Source organism: Acuticoccus mangrovi (assembly GCF_016411865.1).
GTDB lineage: Bacteria > Pseudomonadota > Alphaproteobacteria > Rhizobiales > Amorphaceae > Acuticoccus > Acuticoccus mangrovi.
In genome coordinates this window covers 175801-195709 of record NZ_JAEKJA010000001.1, presented here as the reverse complement: position 1 = coordinate 195709, position 19909 = coordinate 175801, and the positions used below count along the sequence as shown (strand labels likewise).

At 70.0% G+C, this 19909-nt stretch carries 16 protein-coding genes and 1 tRNA gene; 10 read left to right on the top strand and 7 right to left on the bottom strand.

The window, feature by feature from the left end; genetic code table 11:
- Window positions 1-62: 62 nt before the first annotated feature.
- The 9 genes from JCR33_RS00880 (at window position 63) to JCR33_RS00840 (ending at window position 8910) form a co-directional block, all read left to right on the top strand.
- Window positions 63-1010 carry a carbohydrate ABC transporter permease gene (locus tag JCR33_RS00880; RefSeq protein WP_198880117.1) on the top strand — a complete coding sequence of 316 codons (948 nt, stop codon included), beginning with the start codon at window positions 63-65 and terminating at the stop codon, window positions 1008-1010.
- Window positions 1010-1879, top strand: a complete 870-nt coding sequence (locus tag JCR33_RS00875) for a carbohydrate ABC transporter permease (protein WP_198880116.1) — start codon at window positions 1010-1012, stop codon at window positions 1877-1879. The genes JCR33_RS00880 and JCR33_RS00875 overlap by 1 nt, the downstream gene beginning before the upstream one ends.
- A gap of 2 nt (window positions 1880-1881) precedes the next feature.
- Entirely contained in the window at window positions 1882-2958 is a 1077-nt protein-coding gene (locus tag JCR33_RS00870; protein ID WP_198880115.1) for an ABC transporter ATP-binding protein, read from the top strand.
- Window positions 2955-3644, top strand: a complete 690-nt coding sequence (locus tag JCR33_RS00865) for an RraA family protein (RefSeq protein WP_198880114.1) — start codon at window positions 2955-2957, stop codon at window positions 3642-3644. The genes JCR33_RS00870 and JCR33_RS00865 overlap by 4 nt, the downstream gene beginning before the upstream one ends.
- 4 nt (window positions 3645-3648) lie before the next feature.
- Window positions 3649-4617, top strand: coding sequence for an NAD(P)-dependent oxidoreductase (locus JCR33_RS00860; RefSeq protein WP_198880113.1), 969 nt, complete (start codon window positions 3649-3651; stop codon window positions 4615-4617).
- Complete coding sequence (locus JCR33_RS00855) at window positions 4614-5381, top strand: amidohydrolase family protein (RefSeq protein WP_198880112.1); 768 nt, start codon at window positions 4614-4616, stop codon at window positions 5379-5381. The genes JCR33_RS00860 and JCR33_RS00855 overlap by 4 nt, the downstream gene beginning before the upstream one ends.
- Entirely contained in the window at window positions 5374-6345 is a 972-nt protein-coding gene (locus tag JCR33_RS00850) for a Gfo/Idh/MocA family protein (protein ID WP_211109988.1), read from the top strand. Before JCR33_RS00855 ends, JCR33_RS00850 begins: the two co-directional genes overlap by 8 nt.
- 108 nt (window positions 6346-6453) lie before the next feature.
- A complete protein-coding gene (locus JCR33_RS00845; RefSeq protein ID WP_198880110.1) occupies window positions 6454-7560 on the top strand; it encodes a CaiB/BaiF CoA transferase family protein in 1107 nt (368 codons plus the stop codon).
- A 144-nt stretch (window positions 7561-7704) separates the two neighbouring features.
- Window positions 7705-8910, top strand: a complete 1206-nt coding sequence (locus JCR33_RS00840; RefSeq protein WP_198880109.1) for a PQQ-dependent sugar dehydrogenase — start codon at window positions 7705-7707, stop codon at window positions 8908-8910.
- A 47-nt stretch (window positions 8911-8957) separates the two neighbouring features.
- Here the strand turns inward: JCR33_RS00840 and JCR33_RS00835 are convergent.
- Window positions 8958-9031: transfer RNA gene (locus JCR33_RS00835), tRNA-Gly, on the bottom strand.
- 72 nt (window positions 9032-9103) lie between these two features.
- Between JCR33_RS00835 and JCR33_RS00830 the strand changes: the two genes are divergently transcribed.
- Window positions 9104-9745, top strand: a complete 642-nt coding sequence (locus JCR33_RS00830; RefSeq protein WP_332461088.1) for a pyridoxamine 5'-phosphate oxidase family protein — start codon at window positions 9104-9106, stop codon at window positions 9743-9745.
- Between the two features lie 3 nt (window positions 9746-9748).
- Here JCR33_RS00830 and JCR33_RS00825 read toward each other — a convergent pair whose 3' ends face one another.
- The 6 genes from JCR33_RS00825 to JCR33_RS00800 form a co-directional block, all read right to left on the bottom strand.
- Window positions 9749-11599 carry an ABC transporter ATP-binding protein gene (locus JCR33_RS00825; protein WP_198880107.1) on the bottom strand — a complete coding sequence of 617 codons (1851 nt, stop codon included), beginning with the start codon at window positions 11597-11599 and terminating at the stop codon, window positions 9749-9751.
- A 186-nt stretch (window positions 11600-11785) separates the two neighbouring features.
- On the bottom strand, window positions 11786-12250 hold the full coding sequence (locus JCR33_RS00820; RefSeq protein ID WP_198880106.1) for a response regulator: 465 nt from the start codon (window positions 12248-12250) through the stop codon (window positions 11786-11788).
- A 202-nt stretch (window positions 12251-12452) separates the two neighbouring features.
- Window positions 12453-13595 carry an FAD-dependent oxidoreductase gene (locus JCR33_RS00815; RefSeq protein ID WP_198880105.1) on the bottom strand — a complete coding sequence of 381 codons (1143 nt, stop codon included), beginning with the start codon at window positions 13593-13595 and terminating at the stop codon, window positions 12453-12455.
- Between the two features lie 107 nt (window positions 13596-13702).
- Window positions 13703-14809 carry an S-(hydroxymethyl)glutathione dehydrogenase/class III alcohol dehydrogenase gene (locus JCR33_RS00810; protein WP_198880104.1) on the bottom strand — a complete coding sequence of 369 codons (1107 nt, stop codon included), beginning with the start codon at window positions 14807-14809 and terminating at the stop codon, window positions 13703-13705.
- 205 nt (window positions 14810-15014) lie between these two features.
- The gene (locus JCR33_RS00805; RefSeq protein WP_198880103.1) at window positions 15015-18455 is read right to left on the bottom strand and encodes an indolepyruvate ferredoxin oxidoreductase family protein; all 3441 of its coding nucleotides are present in this window, start codon (window positions 18453-18455) and stop codon (window positions 15015-15017) included.
- Between the two features lie 369 nt (window positions 18456-18824).
- Window positions 18825-19781 (bottom strand): M15 family metallopeptidase, encoded by a 957-nt coding sequence (locus tag JCR33_RS00800; protein WP_198880102.1) that lies wholly within the window; start codon window positions 19779-19781, stop codon window positions 18825-18827.
- Window positions 19782-19909 lie beyond the last annotated feature (128 nt).

Below are 19909 nucleotides of genomic sequence, written 5' to 3'. Positions count from 1 at the left end.
ACTGGCTGAGCCAACTGCGGCCCCTTCGGGGGCCGCCCTTTTCCCGCCGCCGAGGGCTCCCGATGGCCATACCCCGCGACATGAACGCCCCCGCGACGGCGCTCACCGACGTGCCGCCCGCGCGCGACCACGCCAACCCGCGCAGCGCCATCGCGGCGTTCCTCACCCCCGCTCTCCTGATCTACGCCGCCTTCACGGCGCTGCCGGTGGCGCGGACCTTCTTCAACTCGGTCCACCTCGTCGTCCCCAACCGGCCGGACGAGTGGGTCGGCTTCACCCACTACGCCGAGCTCTGGACCGACAAGATCTTCTGGAAGGCGGTGCACAACACGCTCACTTGGGCGGTGGCGGCGCCGATCCTGGAGGTCACCATCGCGACCCTCCTCGCCCTCTGCCTCTACGCCAAGGTGCCCTTCGCCCGCTTCCTGCGCGTCGCCTGGTTCACGCCGGTGCTGATGTCCTACGTCGTCGTCGGCATCCTGTGGATGTGGATCCTCAACTACGACTGGGGGGCCCTCAACGAGATCCTGCGCGGCATCGGCCTTGGAGGCCTCGCCCAGCCCTGGCTCGGCCACCCCGCGACCGCGCTGCCCTCCCTCATCGGCGTCACCACCTGGATGTGGACGGGCTTCAACATGGTGGTGATCCTCGCCGCCATGTCGTCGCTGCCCTCCGAGGTGCTCGAAGCGGCCGAGCTCGACAATTGCGGCTGGTTCGCCAAGCTGTGGTTCGTCATCCTGCCGCTCATCCGGCCGACGCTCCTCAACCTCGTCATCCTCTCCTTCATCGGCAAGATGAAGATCTTCGACCTCGTCTGGGTCACGACGCGGGGCAACCCGCTGTGGTCCACCGAGACGGTGTCGACCTACGTCTACAAGCGCGCCTTCCAATGGTCCGAATTCGATCTCGGCTACCCCTCGACCATCGCCGTCGTGTGGTTCGTGATCGTGCTTGCGGGCGTCCTCCTCCTCACGGCCATCTTCCGCCAGCGCGACAGGATCGAATATTGATGGCGTTCGCATCCGACAGGACGGCCGTCGCGAGCCGGCCGCGCATATCCACCGCGGCGCTGCGCTCGGCGGCGCTGATCCTCTTCATCGCCCTCTACACGGCCTTCGCCGCCGGCCCCTTCGTGTGGGTCGCCTCGATGAGCCTGCGCACCACCACCGAGATCAACGCCGACCACTACGCCTTCCCCTGGCCGATGCACTTCGAGAAGTTCGCCGTCGCCTGGACCGAGAGCAACTACGACACCTACTTCTTCAACTCCGCCGCCGTGGTGCTCGCGGCGGTGGCGATCCTCACGGTTGTCGGCGGCATGGCGGCGCACTGCTTCGCCCGCTACCGCTTTCCGCTGAAGGGGGTGGTCTACTTCCTCATCTTCTCCACCATCATCTTCCCGCCACAGGTGACGGTGATCGGCCTCTTCCAGCTGATGGTGGACTACGGCCTCTACAACTCGCGGATCGGCCTCGTCCTTGTCTACGTCGCGATCCAGCTGCCGATCACGATCTACATCCTGGAGGCCTTCTTCGCCCGCATCCCCGGCGACCTCTTCGACGCGGCGCGGATCGACGGCTATTCGGAGTGGGCGATCTTCTGGAAGATCTCGCTGCCGGTGGCGCTGCCGGCGATCTCCACCACGATCATCCTCAATACCATCCTGCTGTGGAACGAGTTCCTCTACGCCGTGGTGCTCATCACCGACGACGATAAGCGCACCCTGCCCCTCGGCGTGCTGCGCTTCATGGGCGATCAACTCGAGGACGTCGGCATGATCGCCACCGGCCTCATGATCGCCATCGTTCCCGTCGTCCTCATCTACGTCTTCTTTTCCGAGCGGCTCATCCAGGGGATGACCGCCGGCGCGGTGAAGTGAACATGGCCGTCGTCACCCTTCAGAACATCGTCAAGCACTACGAGAGCGGCGGCGCGCCCGCCGTCGACGACGTCTCCTTCACCGTGGAGGACGGCGAGTTCATGGTGCTGCTCGGACCCTCGGGCTGCGGCAAGTCCACCACGCTGCGCATGGTCGCGGGGCTCGAGAGCATCACCTCCGGCCGCCTCGCCATCGACCATCAGCTGATGAACGCTGTGCCGGCGAAGAACCGCGACATCGCCATGGTGTTCCAGTCCTACGCGCTCTATCCGCACATGAGCGTGCGCGACAATCTCGGCTTCGGCCTGAAGCGGCGGCACACCAACCGGCGTCTGGTGCGCCAGCGCGTGGAGGAGGTCGCCGCCTCGATCGGCCTCACCGCCTATCTCGACCGCAAGCCGCACGCCCTTTCCGGCGGCCAGCGCCAGCGCGTCGCCCTCGGCCGCGCCATCGTGCGCGACCCGAAGGTGTTCCTGTTCGACGAGCCGCTGTCGAACCTCGATGCGGCGCTGCGCGTCTCGACGCGCGCCGAGCTCGTCCGCCTGCATCGCGAGCTCTCCGCCACCATGATCTACGTCACCCACGATCAGGTGGAGGCGATGACGATGGGCGACCGCGTCTGCATCATGGAGCACGGCCGCGTCGCCCAGATCGGCACGCCGATGGAGGTCTACCTCAACCCGGCCAACGCCTTCGTCGCCGCCTTCCTCGGCAATCCGCCGATGAACCTGATGCCGGCGACGGCGGATGGCGGCGCCGTGCTCCTCGGCGGTCGGCGGGTCGCGGCCGTCGCGGCCGAGGGCGACGTCCTCTTCGGCATCCGCCCGGAGGACCTCACCCCCACCGACGACGCGCGGGCGGCGGTGATCTCCGGCCGCGTCGCCTCGCTGGAGCCGCTCGGCGCGGAGACCCTCATTCACGTCGACCGCGGCGATAGCACCGTCATCGTGCGCGGCCCCCGCGTCCCCTCGGCCCGTCTCGACGAGCCGATCCACCTCCGCGCCGACCCCGGCATGATCCGCCTCTTCGATGCGGCGACGGGCGAGGCGATCCGGCTTCCCGAAGAGGCAATGACATGAGCTACGCCAGCGTGCTGAAGGCCGCACGAGTGATCGCCCGCGCCAGCGACGAGGATGTCGACGCCTTTGCCGACGCGCCCGTCGGCAATATCGTCGACGCGCTGGGGCGCAGCGGCGCGATGGTGCACACCATCAAGCCCGTCACCGGTCTCGACCGCTTCTGCGGCCCCGCCCTCACCGTCGACGCCGGGCCGCGCGACAACCTCGCCCCGTGGGCGGCGATGCGCCTCGCCAAGGCCGGCGACGTGATGGTGATCGCGACCGGCGGCCACGACGCCCACTCCGTCGCCGGCGACATCCTCGTGACCATCGCCAAGAATGCCGGCGTCGCCGCCATCGTGACCGACGGCATGGTGCGCGACATCACCGGCATCGACGAGGCGGGCATCCCGGTGTTCAGCGCCGGCGTCAGCCCCAACTCGCCGCAGAAGAACGGACCCGGGGCCGTCGGCCTGCCGATCATCGCGGGAGGCGTCGCCGTCGCGGCCGGCGACATCGTGTGCGGCGACGAGGACGGGGTGGTGGTGATCCCCGGCGCCCGCATCGCCGAGGCGAAGGCGGCGCTCGCGGTGGTGCGCCGGAAGGAGGCCGCCATGGAGGCGAACGCCAAGGGCGGCGCCACGGCTCCCGACTGGCTCGCCGAGATGTCGCTCGACGACCTCTTCACGTTCGTCGACGCCGACTGAGCCCATGACGCCGCTCAAGGTCTTCTACAACTCCCTCGGCACGCCCGAGATGTACGCGATGATCCGCAGCAAGATGGCCGCGGACATGACCCTCGTGACGCTCGACACCGACGAGGACGCGGAGCGGCGCGACAAGGTCGCCGGCTGCGACGTCGCGATCGTCGCCGCCAAGCCGCTCACCGGCCCGACCATCGCCGCGGGGGACCGGCTGCGCCTCATCCATCACCAGGGCGTCGGCTATCACGACACGGTGGACCTCGCGGCGGCCCGGGCGCGGGGGCTGCGGCTCGCCCTGACGCCCGAGGGCACCACCATCGGCGTCGCCGAGCATGCGGTGCTCCTCGCCCTCGCCGCGGCCCGGCGGGTCACCTTCGCCGATGCCGAGCTGCGGCGCGGGCACTGGCACGTCAACGCCCTTCGCCCCGTCTCGCTGGAGCTCTACGGCAAGACGGTGGGCTTCGTGGGCTTCGGCCGCATCGGCCGGGAGGCGGCGCGCCGCTTCGCCGCTTTCGGCACCCGCACCGTGTTTCACGACCCCGGCGTCGCCGACGATGCGGCGCATGGCGCCGAGCGCCGCCCGCTCGACTGGATCGCCGGAAACGCCGACTTGATCTCGATCCACGTCCCCCTCACCGAGGCGACGCGCCATCTGGTGGATGCCGCCTTCATCGCCCGGATGAAGCCCTCCGCGATCCTCGTCAACACCGCACGCGGCGGCGTGGTGGACGACGCCGCTCTTGCCGCCGCGCTCGCTGAAAAGCGCATCCTCGCCGCGGGTCTCGACGTGTTCGAGGGCGAGCCCATCGGCCCCGACCATCCCTATTGCGCGCTGCCCAACGTCGTCCTGACGCCGCACATCTCGGCCGGCACGCGCGACGCTCTCAGCCACAAGATGGCCGCGGTGTTCCTCAACCTCGAGCGCTTCCGCAACGGCGAGCCGCTCGCCAACGAAGTGGACCTCGCGACGGCGTGATCGACACCCATCTCCATATCCTCGATCCCGCCCGCTTCCCCTACCCTTTGGCGAGCAAGGGCTACGTCCCCGCCCCACACGAGAGCGCGACGGCGGCCGACGTCCTCGCCGTCCTCGCCGCACACGGGGTCGAGCGGGCGATCGCCGTGCAGCCGACCGTCTACGGCACCGACAACACCGCCCTCCTCGCCGAGGTCGATCGTCGGCCGACCCGGTTCCGCGCCGTCGTGATGGCCGAGCCCGGCGACGTGGCGAGGCTCTGCCGGCGCCCCGGCGTCGCGGGCCTGCGCCTCAACCTCGCCGACTTTCGCGGCCAGGCGGCCGAGAGCGCCGCAGCCGCCGGGCGCATCGCGCTGCGCGAGGGAAAGGTGGTGATCCTCCAGGCGAGGCCGGATGCCCTCCCCGCCCTCGTCGATGCGCTCGGCGACGGGCCGGTCGTGCTCGACCATCTCGGCCGCGTCGACCTCACCGTGCCCGGCGGCGCCGACGAGGTGAAGGCGCTCGCCGCCCGCCCCGAAACTTACCTCAAGGTCTCCGCCCCCTTCCGCGTGGCGGGCGCGATCGCGGGCGGCGCCCCGAGCCCCTCCCTCACCGATCTCGTCGCCGCCTTCCCGCCGGCGCGGCGGCTCTGGGGCTCGGACTATCCGTTCATCAACGCCGGCACCCGCCCGACCTACGCCGAGGTCGTCGCATTCGGCCGTGCCGTTCTCGACATGGACGTCGCCACCCGCACCGCCGCCCGCCTCTTCGGCTTCGATGACTGAGCTTCGGGTGGGTCTCGTCGGGGCCGGCATGGTGTCGGCCCACCACGTCGCCGGCTGGGCGGCCTGCCGCGGCGCCCGGCTCGTGGCGATCGCCGATCCGAGCCCCGACGCCGCGCGCGCCCGTGCCGCCGCGGCGGGCGTACCGACCTTCCCTTCGCTCGCCGAAATGCTCGGCGGGGTCGCGGTCGACGCTGTCGACCTCGCGACGCCGGTCGCCACCCACGCCCCGCTCGTCCTCGAGGCGACGGCGGCGGGGCTGCCGGTGCTCTGCCAAAAGCCCCTCGCCGAGACCGCCGCGGCGGCGGCCGCGCTGATCGATGCGCTCCCGCCCGACGCGCGGGTGATGGTGCACGAGAACTGGCGCTGGCGTGGCCCCTACCGCTCGCTCGCCGCCGCGTTGCGCCGCGGCACGCTCTGGCGGCCGACGCACTTCCATTTCGACGTCGCGAGCGCCGGCCTGCTTCCCGATGCGACGGGCGCCTTGCCCGCCCTCGCCCGCCAGCCCTTCTTCACCACCATGCCGCGCCTCGTCGTGCTCGAGCTCCTCATCCACCACCTCGACACGCTGGAATTCCTGTTCGGCCCGCTCACCATCGACGCGGCGCGGACCGCCCGCCGCTGCGATCGGGTCGCGGGCGAGGACCTCGCCGTGATCAGCCTCAGTGCCGGGGGCCTCACGGGCGAGCTCGTCGGCGACCTCTGCCGCCCCCATGCGCCGCCGATGCCGCGCGACCGCCTCACCCTGTTCGGGCCGACGCGAGCGACGGTCGACGGATGGACCTTCGCGATCGGCCCTGACCGGCTGTTCGCGGTCGACCCTGTCGTCGGGTATCAGGCGAGCTACACCGCCGCCCTCCAGCACTTCGCCGACTGCGTGGCGACGGGCGCTCCGTTCGAGACGCCGGCCGAAGCGGGCCTCCAAACGCTGCGCCACGTCGAGCGGATCTACCAGCTCGCCGCCTGACGCCGCCCGGCCGCACGAGGACGGGCGCTCTTGCCGAAGCCGCGCGCGGCATGGCCAACTGTCGCCGACCCGAGCCCTTCGCCCCGCCCCCTTCGAGGAGACATGCCGATGCCTGCCCGCCCCCTCGACGGCGTCCGCGTGCTCGACCTCACGACGCTGCTGCCGGGGCCGCTCGCCACGCTGATCCTTGCCGAGGCGGGCGCCAAGGTGGTGAAGATCGAGCGGCCGGGCGGCGACGACATGCGCCACTATCCGCCGCTTTGGGGCGGCGACGGTGCCCTCTTCGCCCTCCTCAACCGCGGCAAGACGAGCCTCGTCCTCGACCTCAAGACGGAGGCGGACCGGGACCGGCTCCTCGCGATGCTGCCGGAGTTCGACGTTCTGGTGGAACAATTCCGCCCCGGCGTCATGGCGCGGCTCGGGCTCGGCCGGGAGCGGCTCCACGCCGTCAATCCGCGTCTCGTCGTCTGCGCCATCACGGGCTACGGCCAGACCGGGCCGAAGGCGCAGCGCGCCGGCCACGACCTCAACTATATGGCCGAAACCGGACTGCTCGGCCTGACGGACCGCGGCGACGGCGCGCCGGCGATGCCCCCGGTGCTCACCGCCGACATCGGCGGCGGCTCGCTGCCCGCCGTCCTCAACATCCTCCTCGCGCTGCGCCTTGCCGAACGCACCGGCACCGGCGCCTTCCTCGACGTCGCGATGAGCGACAACCTCTTCACCTTCGCCTTCTGGGCGATCGCGACGCGGGCGGCCGATGGGCGCGACCCGACTCCCGGAGGCGAGATCTTCACCGGCGGCTCGCCGCGCTACCAGATCTACCGTACCGCCGACGACCGCTTCCTCGCCGCCGCCCCGCTGGAGCAGAAATTCTGGGAGCGCTTCGCCGAGCTCATCGGCCTCCCGCCGCCGCTTCGCGACGATGGCCGCGATCCCGCTGCGACCATCCGCGCCGTTGCCGGGATCATGGCCAGCGCGCCGTCGCACCACTGGCAGAGGCTGTTCGAAGGTGAGGACGTGTGCTGCAGCATCGTCGCGACGTTCGGCGAGGCGATGGCCGAACCGCACGTCGCCTCCCGCCACCTCTTCGACGCCGAGATTCTTGGGCCGGCCGGGCGTCTCCCCGCGCTGCCCGTTCCGCTCGCACCGGCCCTTGCCGCCCCGACCGGCCCCGCCCCCTTTCCCTCGACCGCGGCCCCGGCCGACGACTGAGGCGCGGTCGCCCGGCCCGATGCGGCGCATCGAAGCAAGCCCCCGGCGTGATCCCGTCCACCTCCCATATGGCACGTCATGGGCGCCCCCCGCCCCACTCCGCCCCACCATGTGACGCGCCACGAGATGAGACGGACCGCTTCGATGACACGAACAGCCCATCCGAGGCCGCCGCGCCTCGCCCTCGCCGGCCTCTTCGCCGCCTGCGCCACCGCCGCCTCGGCGCAGGACTTCAACGCCGCCCCGCCCAACAGCCCCGATCAGCGCCCCGCCTTCGCCGGCCAGACGCGCGCCCCGATCATCGCCGACTCCGTCGCCCTCGCCACCGAGGTGGTGGTCGACGGGCTGGAGCATCCCTGGGGGATGGCCGAGCTTCCCGGCGGGGGCATCCTCGTGACCGAGCGACCGGGGCGGATGCGGCTCGTCGGCCCCGGCGGCACTTTGTCGGCGCCGATCGATGGCCTTCCGGAGGTCGACGCCCGCGGCCAGGGTGGCCTGCTCGACGTCGCGGTGAAGGACGACTTCTCCGCCACGCGCCGCGTCTGGTGGAGCTATGCGGAGCCTCGCGGCGGGGGTCGCAACGGCACCGCCGTCGCGACCGGACTCCTCTCCCCCGACGGCCGCACCATGGAGGACGTCGCGGTGATCTTCCGCCAGCAGCCCGCCTGGGCCTCGACCCGCCACTTCGGCTCGCGCCTGGTGTTCGACGACGCCGGCGCGCTCTTCGTCACGACGGGTGAGCGCTCCCTCCCCGAGCCGCGCCAGCTCGCCCAGGACGTTGCCACCCACCTCGGCAAGGTGCTGCGCATCGCCCCGGACGGCGGCCCCGCCGAGGGCAACCCCACCATCCCCGGCGGGCTCCCCGAGATCTGGTCCTACGGTCACCGCAACCTCCAGGCCGCCACCCTCGGCCCCGACGGAGCGCTGTGGACCGTGGAGCACGGCCCGCGCGGCGGCGACGAGCTCAATCGTCCAGAGCCCGGCCGCAACTACGGCTGGCCGGTGATCACCTACGGCGAGGACTATAGCGGGCGGCCGATCGGCGCGGGGATCACCGCCCACCCGGGGATGGAGCAGCCGGTCTACTATTGGGACCCGGTGATCGCGCCGAGCGGCATGGTCTTCTACGACGGGCCGCTTTTTGCCGACTGGCGGGGCAGCCTTCTCGTCGGCGGGCTGTCCGGGTCGCTGGTGCGGCTCGTCCTCGACGGCGGCCGCGTCACGGGCGAAGCGCGCTACCTTGAAGGGATCGGCCGGGTCCGCGACGTCGCCGTCGCCTCCGACGGTGCGGTGATGATCCTGACCGACGCCGACAACGGCGCCCTCGTCCGCGTCACGCCGGCCCGATGATCAGGCGCCGCGCAGGGCGGGATGGTCGAGGGATGCGGTGCGCGGGATGGAGCGGGTGAAGGGAATCGAACCCTCGTCGTCAGCTTGGAAGGCTGCTGCTCTACCATTGAGCTACACCCGCGCGGCCCCACCAGATACTCTGTCGCGACCGGCCCGTCCAGACGCCGGCGGCCAACCCCGGAAGGAGACAGTGGTGGACGAGATCACCGCCCATGCCATCCACGACGAAGCGAGCCTGCGCGGCCATTTCGGCGCGACGAGCCCGCTCGCGGTCGCCAAGGCCCATACGCGGCTCGACCGCAACGACCGCGCCTTCATCGCCCGCACCCCCTTCCTCACCATCGGCACCCAAGGCGCCGATGGGCGGGCCGACGTCAGCCCGCGCGGTGATCCGCCAGGCTTCGTCAAGGTGCTCGACGACGCGACCATCGCGATCCCCGACCGGCCGGGCAACAACCGGCTCGACACCATGACCAACATCCTCGCGAACCCCGCGGTGGGGCTTCTCTTCATGGTGCCGGGGTTCGACGACACGCTGCGCATCAACGGGCGGGCGAGGCTCACCACCGCGCCCTCGCTGCTCGCCACGATGGCGATGCGCGGGCGCACCCCGACCCTCGCCATCGTGGTGGCGATCGACGAAATCTTCCTCCATTGCGCCAAGGCCTTCCGCCGCTCCAAGCTGTGGGACCCGGCGAGCCGGCAGGATCGCTCGGAGCTGCCGAGCCTCACCGCCATCATCATGGAGCAGACCGAGGGCCAGAAGCCCGACGAGGCGCGCATCGCCGAAGCCGACGAGCGTCTCGAAGCGGCCTACGTGGAACGGCTCTACTGAGCCCTACTCGGCCGCGTCCGCCACGGCGGAGACGTCGATGAAGCCGCCCGACTGGCGCTTCCAGAGGCGGGCGTAGAGGCCGCCCGCCTCTGCGAGGTCGGCGTGCCGCCCCTCCTCCACGATGCGGCCCTTGTCGAGCACGACCAGCCGATCGAGCGAGGCGATGGTGGAGAGGCGGTGGGCGATGGCGATCACCGTCTTCCCCTCCATCAGGTCGAAGAGACTCTCCTGGATCGCCGCCTCGATCTCCGAATCGAGCGCCGACGTCGCCTCGTCGAGCACCAGGATGGGGGCGTTCTTCAGGAAGACGCGGGCAATGGCGATGCGCTGACGCTGTCCACCCGAGAGCTTCACGCCCCGCTCGCCGACATGGGCGTCGAAGCCCCTGCGGCCGCCGAGGTCGCTGAGGCCCTCGATGAAGCCGAGCGCGTTGGCGCGGCGGGCGGCGTCGCAGATCTCCGCCTCGGTCGCATCCGGACGGCCGTAGGCGATGTTCTCGCGGATCGAGCGATGCAGCAGAGCGGGTTCCTGCGTCACCACGCCGATCGCCGCCCGCAGCGAATCCTGCGTCACGTGGGCAATGTCCTGATCGTCGATCAGGATGCGCCCCGCCTCCAGATCGTGGAGGCGCAGGAGGAGGCTCATCAGCGTGGTCTTGCCCGCCCCCGACGGGCCGACGAGGCCGATCTTCTCGCCCGGCGCCACGGTGAGATCGAGATGGTCGATCACCCCGCTCGCCTTGCCGTAGTGGAAGCGGATGCCGTCGAACCGGATCTCGCCGCGCGGCACGCTGAGCTCCTTCGCGGCGGGCGTGTCCACCACCGTCGGCTCGCGCGTCAGCATGGTGAGACCGTCGGCGATGGTGCCGACGGCCTCGAACAGCATGGTCATCTCCCACATGATCCAATGGGAGAGACCGTTGAGGCGCAGCACCAGCGTCACCGACACCGCGAGCGCGCCGAGCGACACGGTGTCGGCGAGCCAGAAGCGGATACCGAGAAAGCCCACCGCAAAGAGGAGCAGCGCGTTCAGCACATAGTTGGTGACGTTGAAGGCCGCGATCAGCCGCATCTGGCCATGGACGGTGCCGAGGAACTCGTCCATCGCGCCACGCGCATAGTCGCGCTCGCGGCTTGCGTGGGAGAACAGCTTCACCGTCTGGATGTTGGTGTAGCTGTCGACGACGCGGCCGGTCATCGTGGAGCGGGCATCGGCCTGCAGGGCGGAGGCGTGTCCGAGCCGAGGCACGAAATAGACGAGCATCACCGCATAGGCCGCGGCCCAGACGAGAAGCGGCAGCATCAGCCGCCAGTCAGCCTGCGCCGCCACCATCACCATGCCGACGAAGTAGGCGAGCACGTAGGCGAACATGTCGAAGATGCGCATCACCACGTCGCGCACGGCGACGGCGGTCTGCATCACCTTGGTGGCGATGCGGCCGGCGAACTCGTCGGCGTAGAAGCTCATCGACTGGCGCAGGAGATGGCGGTGGGCGAGCCAGCGTACCACCATCGGATAGTTACCGGCGAGCGTCTGGTGCACGATCGCCGTCTGCAGCGCCACGAGCCCCGGCAGGCCAACGAGGATCACGGTGCCGATGAAGGCGAGCGTCGGCCATTCGGCAGCGAGGAAATCGGCCCGGTCGCGCACGGTGAGCCAGTCCACCAGGGTGCCGAGGAAGCCGTAGAGGAAGGCCTCGCCGAGACCGATGGCGATGGAGAGCAGCGCCGTCATCCCGACCCACGGCCACACGTCGCGCGAGTAGTGGAGGATGAAGGCCAGGAAGCCGGACGGCGGCGTGACGATCTGACGGCTCGGAAATGGGTCGACGAGCCGTTCGAAAAATCTCAGCATGGACGTCTCCGTTGCGGCCGATATAGGGGCAACGGAGCAAGAACGCGAATGGCAGTTTCGTGTCGGAGCCTCGGACGCGCACCGTCGCGACCGGCTCGAGCCGCTCCCACCCGATCGGAAGCGGTTCCTCGGAGGACGCCGCTCGCTCGCGAAGAGCCGAAGCGGCCCGATCCGGCGCGGGCGATCCTAGGCGGCTTCGGCCTTGAAGCGTCCTTCGAGGGCGTCGACGAGACGTACGTCGACGTAGGGCTTCGTCACCACGGCGATGTGGCGGAACGGCTCCGGCAGATCCTCGTCGTCGTAGCCGCTCGCGAAGATGAAGGGGATGCCGTCGGCGAGCAGACGCTCGGCGACCGCGAAGCTCGTCTCGTTGCCGAGATTGATGTCGAGGACGGCGCAGCCGATGCCGCCGGCGTCGATCTCCTTGAGGGCCGCGCTGGTGCTGTTGGCGAGACGCACCTCACGGAAGCCGGACGCGGCGAGCATCGTCTCCGCATCCATCGCGATCATCAGGCTGTCTTCCACCAACAGCACGGTGAGGTGCGCGGGATCGAGCGCGCGGCGGGACACGGGGCTCTCGTCCACCGGTACCGGGCGTGCGTCGTCGCCCGCAGCGCTGTCGACCGGAGTCGCCCCGGAGCCTGCGGCCATCTCACCCCCGATCTCCCGACCTGAGAACAAATTCATACTTTCCGTGTTCCGGTTCAAGGTGTGCGTTAGCGAGGCGGCATTAGAGGAGATTATTCACCTAAATGCATTATCCTAGTTTCACCAACCGCACAATCGTGAAACGATCTGTGCGTGAAATTGTGGTATTTTAGTGGACTACCATTCCCCGGCCACGCCATCGCGCCTAAACTGACCCCGCAGCGGGCTCTTGCTCCAGCCCCGCCATGCGGTGGGCGACTACGGAGACCGTCTCCGCTGCGGTCGCGGCATCGGCCACGTCGCGCCCCGAGAGGGCGCCGAACTTGAAGCCATGGCCGGAGCAGGCCGATACGACGAGGCTGCGCCCCCGCTCCTCCAGGAAGAAGCGCTCCTCCGGTGCGCGGGTCCAGAAGTTGGCCGCGCCGTAGCGCACGCGGAAGCGCTCGATGCCGCGCAGGCGCCCCCGATAATCGCTGAGGACGAGGCCGATCTCCTCCGGCGTGATGGTGCGGTCGGCGTCGTCGAGCGGACGCGTGCCGGTGGCGGCGTTGCCGAACTTCGCCGGCAGCCCGTCGACCGGCGGCATGCCCCACAGATGGGAGGCGCCACCGAGATCATTCCAGCACGGCGCGTCCCGCCAGGCGTCCACGAGGTCCTCCGGCGGATCGGCGTAGACGACGAGGCTGCGATTGAGGGTGAGCGTGCCGGCAAGGTCCGGAATGAGCCGACCCGTCTCGATACCGGTGGAAACGATCACCCGGTCGGCACCGAGCGTGCGGCCGTCGGCGAGGATCACGGTGCCGGCGGTCTCGTCGATCGCGGTGGCGGGGGAATATTCCAGAAGCGTCGCGCCCTCGGCCCGCAACCAGTCGGCGAGGTCGGTGATGATGTGGTTCGCCATCAGCGCACCGCCCTCGGAGAGCACGCCGTAGGCGAGGTTCGCGACCTCGAGGAAGGGGAAGCGCTCGGCAAGCTCGGCGGTGCTGTCGATCCGCTCGTAGGGGATCGACAGGATGTCCATGGTCCGGCGGGCGCGGTCGGTGTAGTCGCCCTCCTCCTGGCTCACGGTGAGCATGCCGACATCGGCGTAGTAGCGCCGCTGCGGCCCCGGCAGATGGCCCCACATCTCACGCCAGGCGTCGAGCACCCCCAGCATCCGCGCGGCGTAGCCGACCTTGTCCGGATAGGTCAGGCGGATGAGGCGGTGGTGATCGCAGGAGGCGGCGAGCGGATTGGGGATCGGCCCCCGCTCGATCACCGTGACGCCGGCGCCGCGACGCGTCAGGTGATAGGCGGTGGAGAGGCCGACGATCCCGGCCCCAACCACGATGAAGGACGCGTCTGTCATAGCGGTGCCTGCGCTCCTCGGCTCATGCGACGCGGGATTCTTAGAGCCGTCTCCACGCCGTTGCCAAGGGCGGCATCGGGATGGGAGGCTCCCATCCCGACATCGCGTCAGTAGATGACGACGCCGCGGATCGACTCCCCGTGGTGCATCAGATCGAAGCCCTTGTTGATGTCCTCGAGTGGCATCGTGTGGGTGATCATCGGGTCGATCTGGATCTTGCCGTCCATGTACCAGTCGACGATCTTCGGCACGTCGGTGCGCCCGCGCGCGCCACCGAAGGCCGTGCCGCGCCAGACGCGGCCGGTGACGAGCTGGAACGGGCGGGTGGAGATCTCCTGCCCGGCGCCGGCGACGCCGATGATGATCGATTCGCCCCACCCCTTGTGGCAGCACTCGAGCGCCTGGCGCATGGTGGTGGTGTTGCCGATGCACTCGAACGAATAGTCGGCGCCGCCCTTCGTCAGCTCGACGATGTGGGGCACCACGTCGCCCACCTCCTTGGCGTTGACGAAGTGGGTCATGCCGAACTTTTCGCCCCAGGCCTTGCGCTCGGGGTTGAGGTCGACGCCGACGATCATGTTGGCGCCGACGAGCTTGGCGCCCTGGATCACGTTGAGGCCGATGCCGCCGAGGCCGAACACCACGACGTTGGAGCCGGGCTCAACCTTCGCCGTATTGACCACCGCGCCGACGCCCGTCGTCACGCCGCAGCCGATGTAGCAGACCTTGTCGAAGGGAGCGTCCTTGCGGATCTTCGCCACGGCGATCTCGGGCAGCACCGTGAAGTTCGCGAACGTGGAGGTGCCCATGTAGTGGTGCAGCATCTTGCCGCCGATGGAAAAGCGCGAGGTGCCGTCCGGCATCACGCCCTGGCCCTGGGTGGTGCGCACCTTCTGGCACAGATTGGTCTTCGGGTTCAGGCAGTATTCGCACTCCCGACACTCGGCGGTATAGAGCGGGATCACGTGGTCGCCGACCTCCACCGAGGTGACGCCCGGCCCGACCTCGCGCACGATGCCGGCCCCTTCGTGACCGAGGATCGCCGGGAAGAGGCCCTCGGGATCGGCGCCGGAGCGGGTGAACTCGTCGGTGTGGCAGATGCCCGTCGCCATGATCTCGACGAGCACTTCGCCCTGTCGCGGCCCTTCGAGCTGAACCGTCGTCACCTCGAGCGGCTTGCCCGCCTCGAATGCCACTGCCGCACGCACGTCCATGGGTGCCCCCTTCGTCACTTGTCGAATTCGAGACAGACACCGAAGGCGCCCGGCACGCAAGCCCCGACCGCCGGTGAACGGCGCTTGCCCAAATGTCGAGGAAGACGCGGCGGCTCGGCTGCGCAGGAGCGGCGGGCCGCCCCCTCACCTCACGTCGCTGCGCTGGTGCGGCGGACGGAGGGCAGCGCGTCGCCGCGGATCAGGCTCACTCGGCCGCGATCAGCGTGGTGCTGCCGACGGCGTCGTAGGCCGCCGTCAGCGCCTCGCGCGCCTTGTCGGCGCGGTCCATGTTGGCGGCACGCACCGGGCCGTAGCCCTTCACGACGTCCGGCCAGGCGGCGAGCGCCTCGGCAGCGGCCTGTCGCTCCACCGTCAGCGTCGCCACCAGGTGATCGACGGTGGCCTCGTAGTCGGCGAGCATCTGCCGCTCGCGGCGCCGCTCCGCCGTCTTGCCGAAGATGTCGAGCGGACCGCCGCGCAGCCGCTTCATCCGAGCGAGGATCGGCAGGACGCGCAGCATCCAGGGCCCGAAGGTGCGCTTGGCCGGCCGCCCGGTCTTGGCGTCGATGTTCGTCGCGATCGGCGGAGCCATGTGGAAGGTCAGCGACCGGTAGCTCGCGAACTGGTGCTTGAGCTGATCGGCGAAGCCGCCGTCGGTGAACAGGCGGGCGACCTCGTACTCGTCCTTCACCGCCATCAGCCGGTAGAGCGCATCGGCGACGGTGCCGACGAGCGGCTCCCCGTCGAGGCCGGCGATCTCGGCGGCGGCGCGGACCGAGCCGACGCGGAGCTGGAAGCGGCGGGCGTAGTCGGCATTCTGGTAGGCCGTGAGGCTCTCGGCGTAGCGGGCGATGCGCTCGTCGAGCGTCTCGGGCAGCACGCGGTGGGGCATCGGCGCGGCCGCCGCCTCGTTCAGCATCGCGCCGAAGCGCTCCGGATCGGCGATCGACAGGCGGCCCAGGCGGAAAGCGGCGAGGTTCATCGGCACCGCCGCCCCGTTGAGGCGGATCGCCTCCTCGAGCGAGGCGGACGAGAGCGGCAGCGCGCCGGACTGGTAGGCCGCCCCCATCACCATCATGTTGGCGGCGATGGCGTCGCCGAAGAGGGCGACGGCGGCGCCCGTCGCGTCGAAGGCGACGGTGTCGGCCCGCTCGTCGAGCGCCTGCAGGATGCGGCGGGTCGGCAGCGAGAAGTCGATGTTGCGGGTGAACTCGCCAGGCAGCTGCTCGTGGGTGTTGGCGATCACCACCGCCCCCGGGGCGAGCGCGGAGAGGACCTTCGCCGACCCCGCCACCGCGATGTCGCAGCCGAGCACCGCCGAGGCGCCACCGGGGCCGACGCGGATGGTGGTCACGTCCTCGCGGCGCGGGGCGATCTTGATGTGGGAGAGCACCGCCCCGCCCTTCTGGGCGAGCCCCGCCATGTCGATGATGCCGGCGCCGAGGCCCTCGAGATGCGCCGCCATGCCGATGACCGCACCGACGGTGACGACGCCGGTCCCGCCCACGCCGGTGACGAGGATGCCCTTCGCCTCCGTCAGCGCGGCGCGCGCCGGCTCGGGCAGATCATCCGGCGCCTGCGGAACGTCGGCCTTCTTCAGCACCGCGCCGTTGACGGTCACGAAGCTCGGACAGAAGCCCTTGAGGCAGGAGAAGTCCTTGTTGCAGGTCGACTGGTCGATCTGCCGCTTGCGGCCGAAGGCGGTCTCCACCGGCTGGATCGCCACGCAGTTCGACTGCACGCCGCAGTCGCCGCAGCCCTCGCACACGCGCTCATTGACGACGATGCGCTTGTCGGGATCGGGGAAGGCGCCGCGCTTGCGGCGCCGGCGTTTCTCCGAGGCGCAGGTCTGATCGTAGATCATCACCGTCACGCCCGGGATTTCGGAGAGCCGCTGCTGGACGGCGATCACCTCGTCCCGATGCTCCGCCGCGACGCCGTGCGGCAGATCGGAGACGCCGTATTTCTCCGGCTCGTCCGACACCACCACCACCTGGCGCGCGCCCTCCGCCCTCATCTGGGCGGCGATGTCGGGAACGGTGAGGCCGCCGTCGTGGGCCTGGCCGCCAGTCATCGCGACCGCGTCGTTGAAGAGGATCTTGTAGGTGATGTTCACACCCGCGGCGTGTGCGGCGCGGATCGCGAGCGAGCCGGAGTGGTTATAGGTGCCGTCGCCGATATTCTGGAAGAGGTGCTTGCGGGTGGAGAACGGCGCTTCGCCGATCCACTGAGCCCCTTCCCCGCCCATCTGAGTGAAGCCCTCGGTGGAGCGATCCATCCAGAGCGCCATGAAGTGGCAGCCGATGCCCGCCGCCGCACGCGCCCCGCTCGGCACCACGGTGGAGGAGGAGTGAGGGCAGCCGGCGCAGAAATAGGGTTTTCGCTCCACGATGCTGGTGGTGGCGACGAGGCGGCGGGCGAGCGCCTCCACCTCGCGCAGCGGTCCTTGGAGCCGCGTGGCGCCGCGCGCCAGCAGGCGCTTGCCGATCTCGGTGGCGACGTGGTTCGCATCGAGCGCCCCGGCCTCGCGGAAGAGCGGCGCGCCGTTCTCGTCGCTCTTGCCGATGATGCGCGGCGCGTTGGCCGTGCCGTAAAGGATGTCCTTCATCTGCGGCTCGATGAGGCCGCGCTTCTCTTCCACCACGATGATCTCGTCGAGACCGTCGGCGAAAGCGCGCACGTCCTCCGCCGGCATCGGCCAGGGCATGCCGACCTTGAAGAGGCGGATGCCGAGATCGGCGCAGGCGACCTCGTCGAGGCCCAGCGCGTGGAGCGCTTCGAGCACGTCGAGCCAGCTCTTGCCGGTGCCGACGATGCCGATCTTGGCGTTCGGCCCGCCGCGCACCATCACGCGGTTGAGGCGGTTGGCGGTGGCGAACGCCTTGGCCGCCGGTAGCTTCACGCCGTGGAGGCGCGCCTCCTCGCCGAGCGCATCGAAGCCCACGCGGATATGGACGCCCTCGGCGGGCATCGCAAAGTCGGGCGCGGCGATGGCGAGGCGGTCGATCCGCCCGTCGATCGAGGCGGTCGACTCCACCGTGTCCTTGACGCACTTGAGACCCACCCAGAGGCCGGCATAGCGGCTCATCGCAAAGCCGAGCAGGCCGAAGTCGACGATGTCCTGCACGCCGGAGGGCGACAGCACCGGGATCAGCGCGTTGACCATCCCGAACTCGGACTGGTGGGCGGTGGTGGAGCTTTCGCAGGTGTGGTCGTCGCCCATCAGCGCCAGCACGCCGCCGAGTGGGGCGGTGCCGGCGAGGTTGGCGTGGCGGAAGGCGTCGCCGGAGCGGTCGACGCCCGGCCCCTTGCCGTACCAGACGCCGAACACGCCGTCGTAGGCGTTCTCGCCGTTGAGGGCGGTGCGCTGGGTGCCCCACAGCGCGGTGGCGCCGAGGTCCTCGTTCAGCGCGGGCTGAAACAGGATGTCGTCGCCGAGCACCTTCTTCGCCCGACCGAACTGCTGGTCGAGCCCGCCGAGCGGCGAGCCGCGATATCCCGTGACGAAGCCGGCCGTGCGATGGCCCGCCGCCCGGTCGCGCTCTCTCTGGGCGAGAACCAGGCGGACGAGGGCCTGGGTGCCGGAAAGATATACGTCGTGGGTGTCGAGATCGTACTTGTCGTCAAGGGAGACGGAAGTTCGCAAGGGCCGGCCTCATGGATTGACATTGTTCTATCTCGAACACCGGCCTCGGCGCGACACGACGCCCCGCCGTGGGGCGGTGCGTCGGCCGAAGCGGCCGGCGCCGAGGGCAGCGCATCCTGATCGTTGCGCCGATCTTAAAACGCTTTGCTGAGAATTGCACGGCATGGCGCGCAATTGAGCAATCGAGCACACAATAGTACGTACATTTCGCCAGCGTTTTCCGGCGTTGTCGGGCGTCCGCCCCGCCCTCGATTTCGCCCCGCGCGGCGGCGGATACGGGCTCTCACGGTGCGAAATGGTCCCGCCTGTGCGGGTAGTCGCCGCCCGCCGGCGTCATGCTTGGGCGCGGCGATCCGACACCTTCGGCCGTCAGCGGCGGCAAGCAGGCAGCAGCTCGGGTCGATACTCGAAATGCATCGTGTCGTAGTGGTACCAGCGGCCGCCCCAGATGAAGCAGTAGCGCTCGAACACCTCCACGATCTCCAGCGGAATCTGGTTGCGATAGGGGATCACGCCCCCCGCCGCTGCCTTGTCCCAGCGCCAGTAGTTGGTGAAGCGGGTGTTGATGTCGACGGCCGCGCCAAAGGAGTGCACCGAGAGGCGCCGCGTGCCGGCGATGGTGCGCCACAGGAAGCCCCCGCCCGGCGGCGTCAGATATTTGTGGAAACGCTTGGGCAATCGCTCCAGCTCGGCGGAGACCTTCTCGAGCTTGTCGTCGATGCCGAAGCGGGTGGTGACCGTCAGCCCCGCGTTGCCGAGGGACGGGACCCAGCGGATGGTGCGGACGTTGCGCCGCACCGCCCCCTCGCTGCCGCCATAGAGCGCGGTGAAGAATTCCTGGCTGCGGATCCGCCCCGGATCGTGATCGCGCGGCGGCGCCATCTCGCCTTCGCGCGCCGAGGGATAGGGGTAGGCGAACATGTCCTCGACGTCGGCGTCGGTGAGGAGCTCGGCGGGTGACTTGCGGCGTCCGTCGTCCCAGACGACGCGCTCGCCGGAGGGGAAGACCAGCACGTTCCCCTCGAAGCGGAAGGCGCCGGGATAGGCGTCGAGGAGACGCTGCTTGTTGCCGGCCGCGTCACCGCCCCCGCCCCCACCGCCGCCGAAGAGGCTGCCGAGGAAACCTCCGCCCGACGGCGCTTGCGGGCGCACCACGGAGGTGGCCGCGTTCGGCGCCACGGGCTTCCTCGGCGGCACCTGCGCGAGGGCGCCGCCGAGGAAGCCCGTGCCGAGACCCACGACGAGACACGCGACGCCCACCGCCCTCGGCATGGCGATCGATGACGAAATCTCGGTGAAGCGGTGTGCGATGCGTCGCACGAGCATGGCTGTCCTCCCCGCCGGTCGCCCCTCGCCTAGCACCCCTTGCCTGGCACGCCTCGACTAGCACGCCTCAACTAACACGGGGGCGCGCCGGACCCGCCCCGATCCGGAAGGCATAGGCCCCGCCTCCC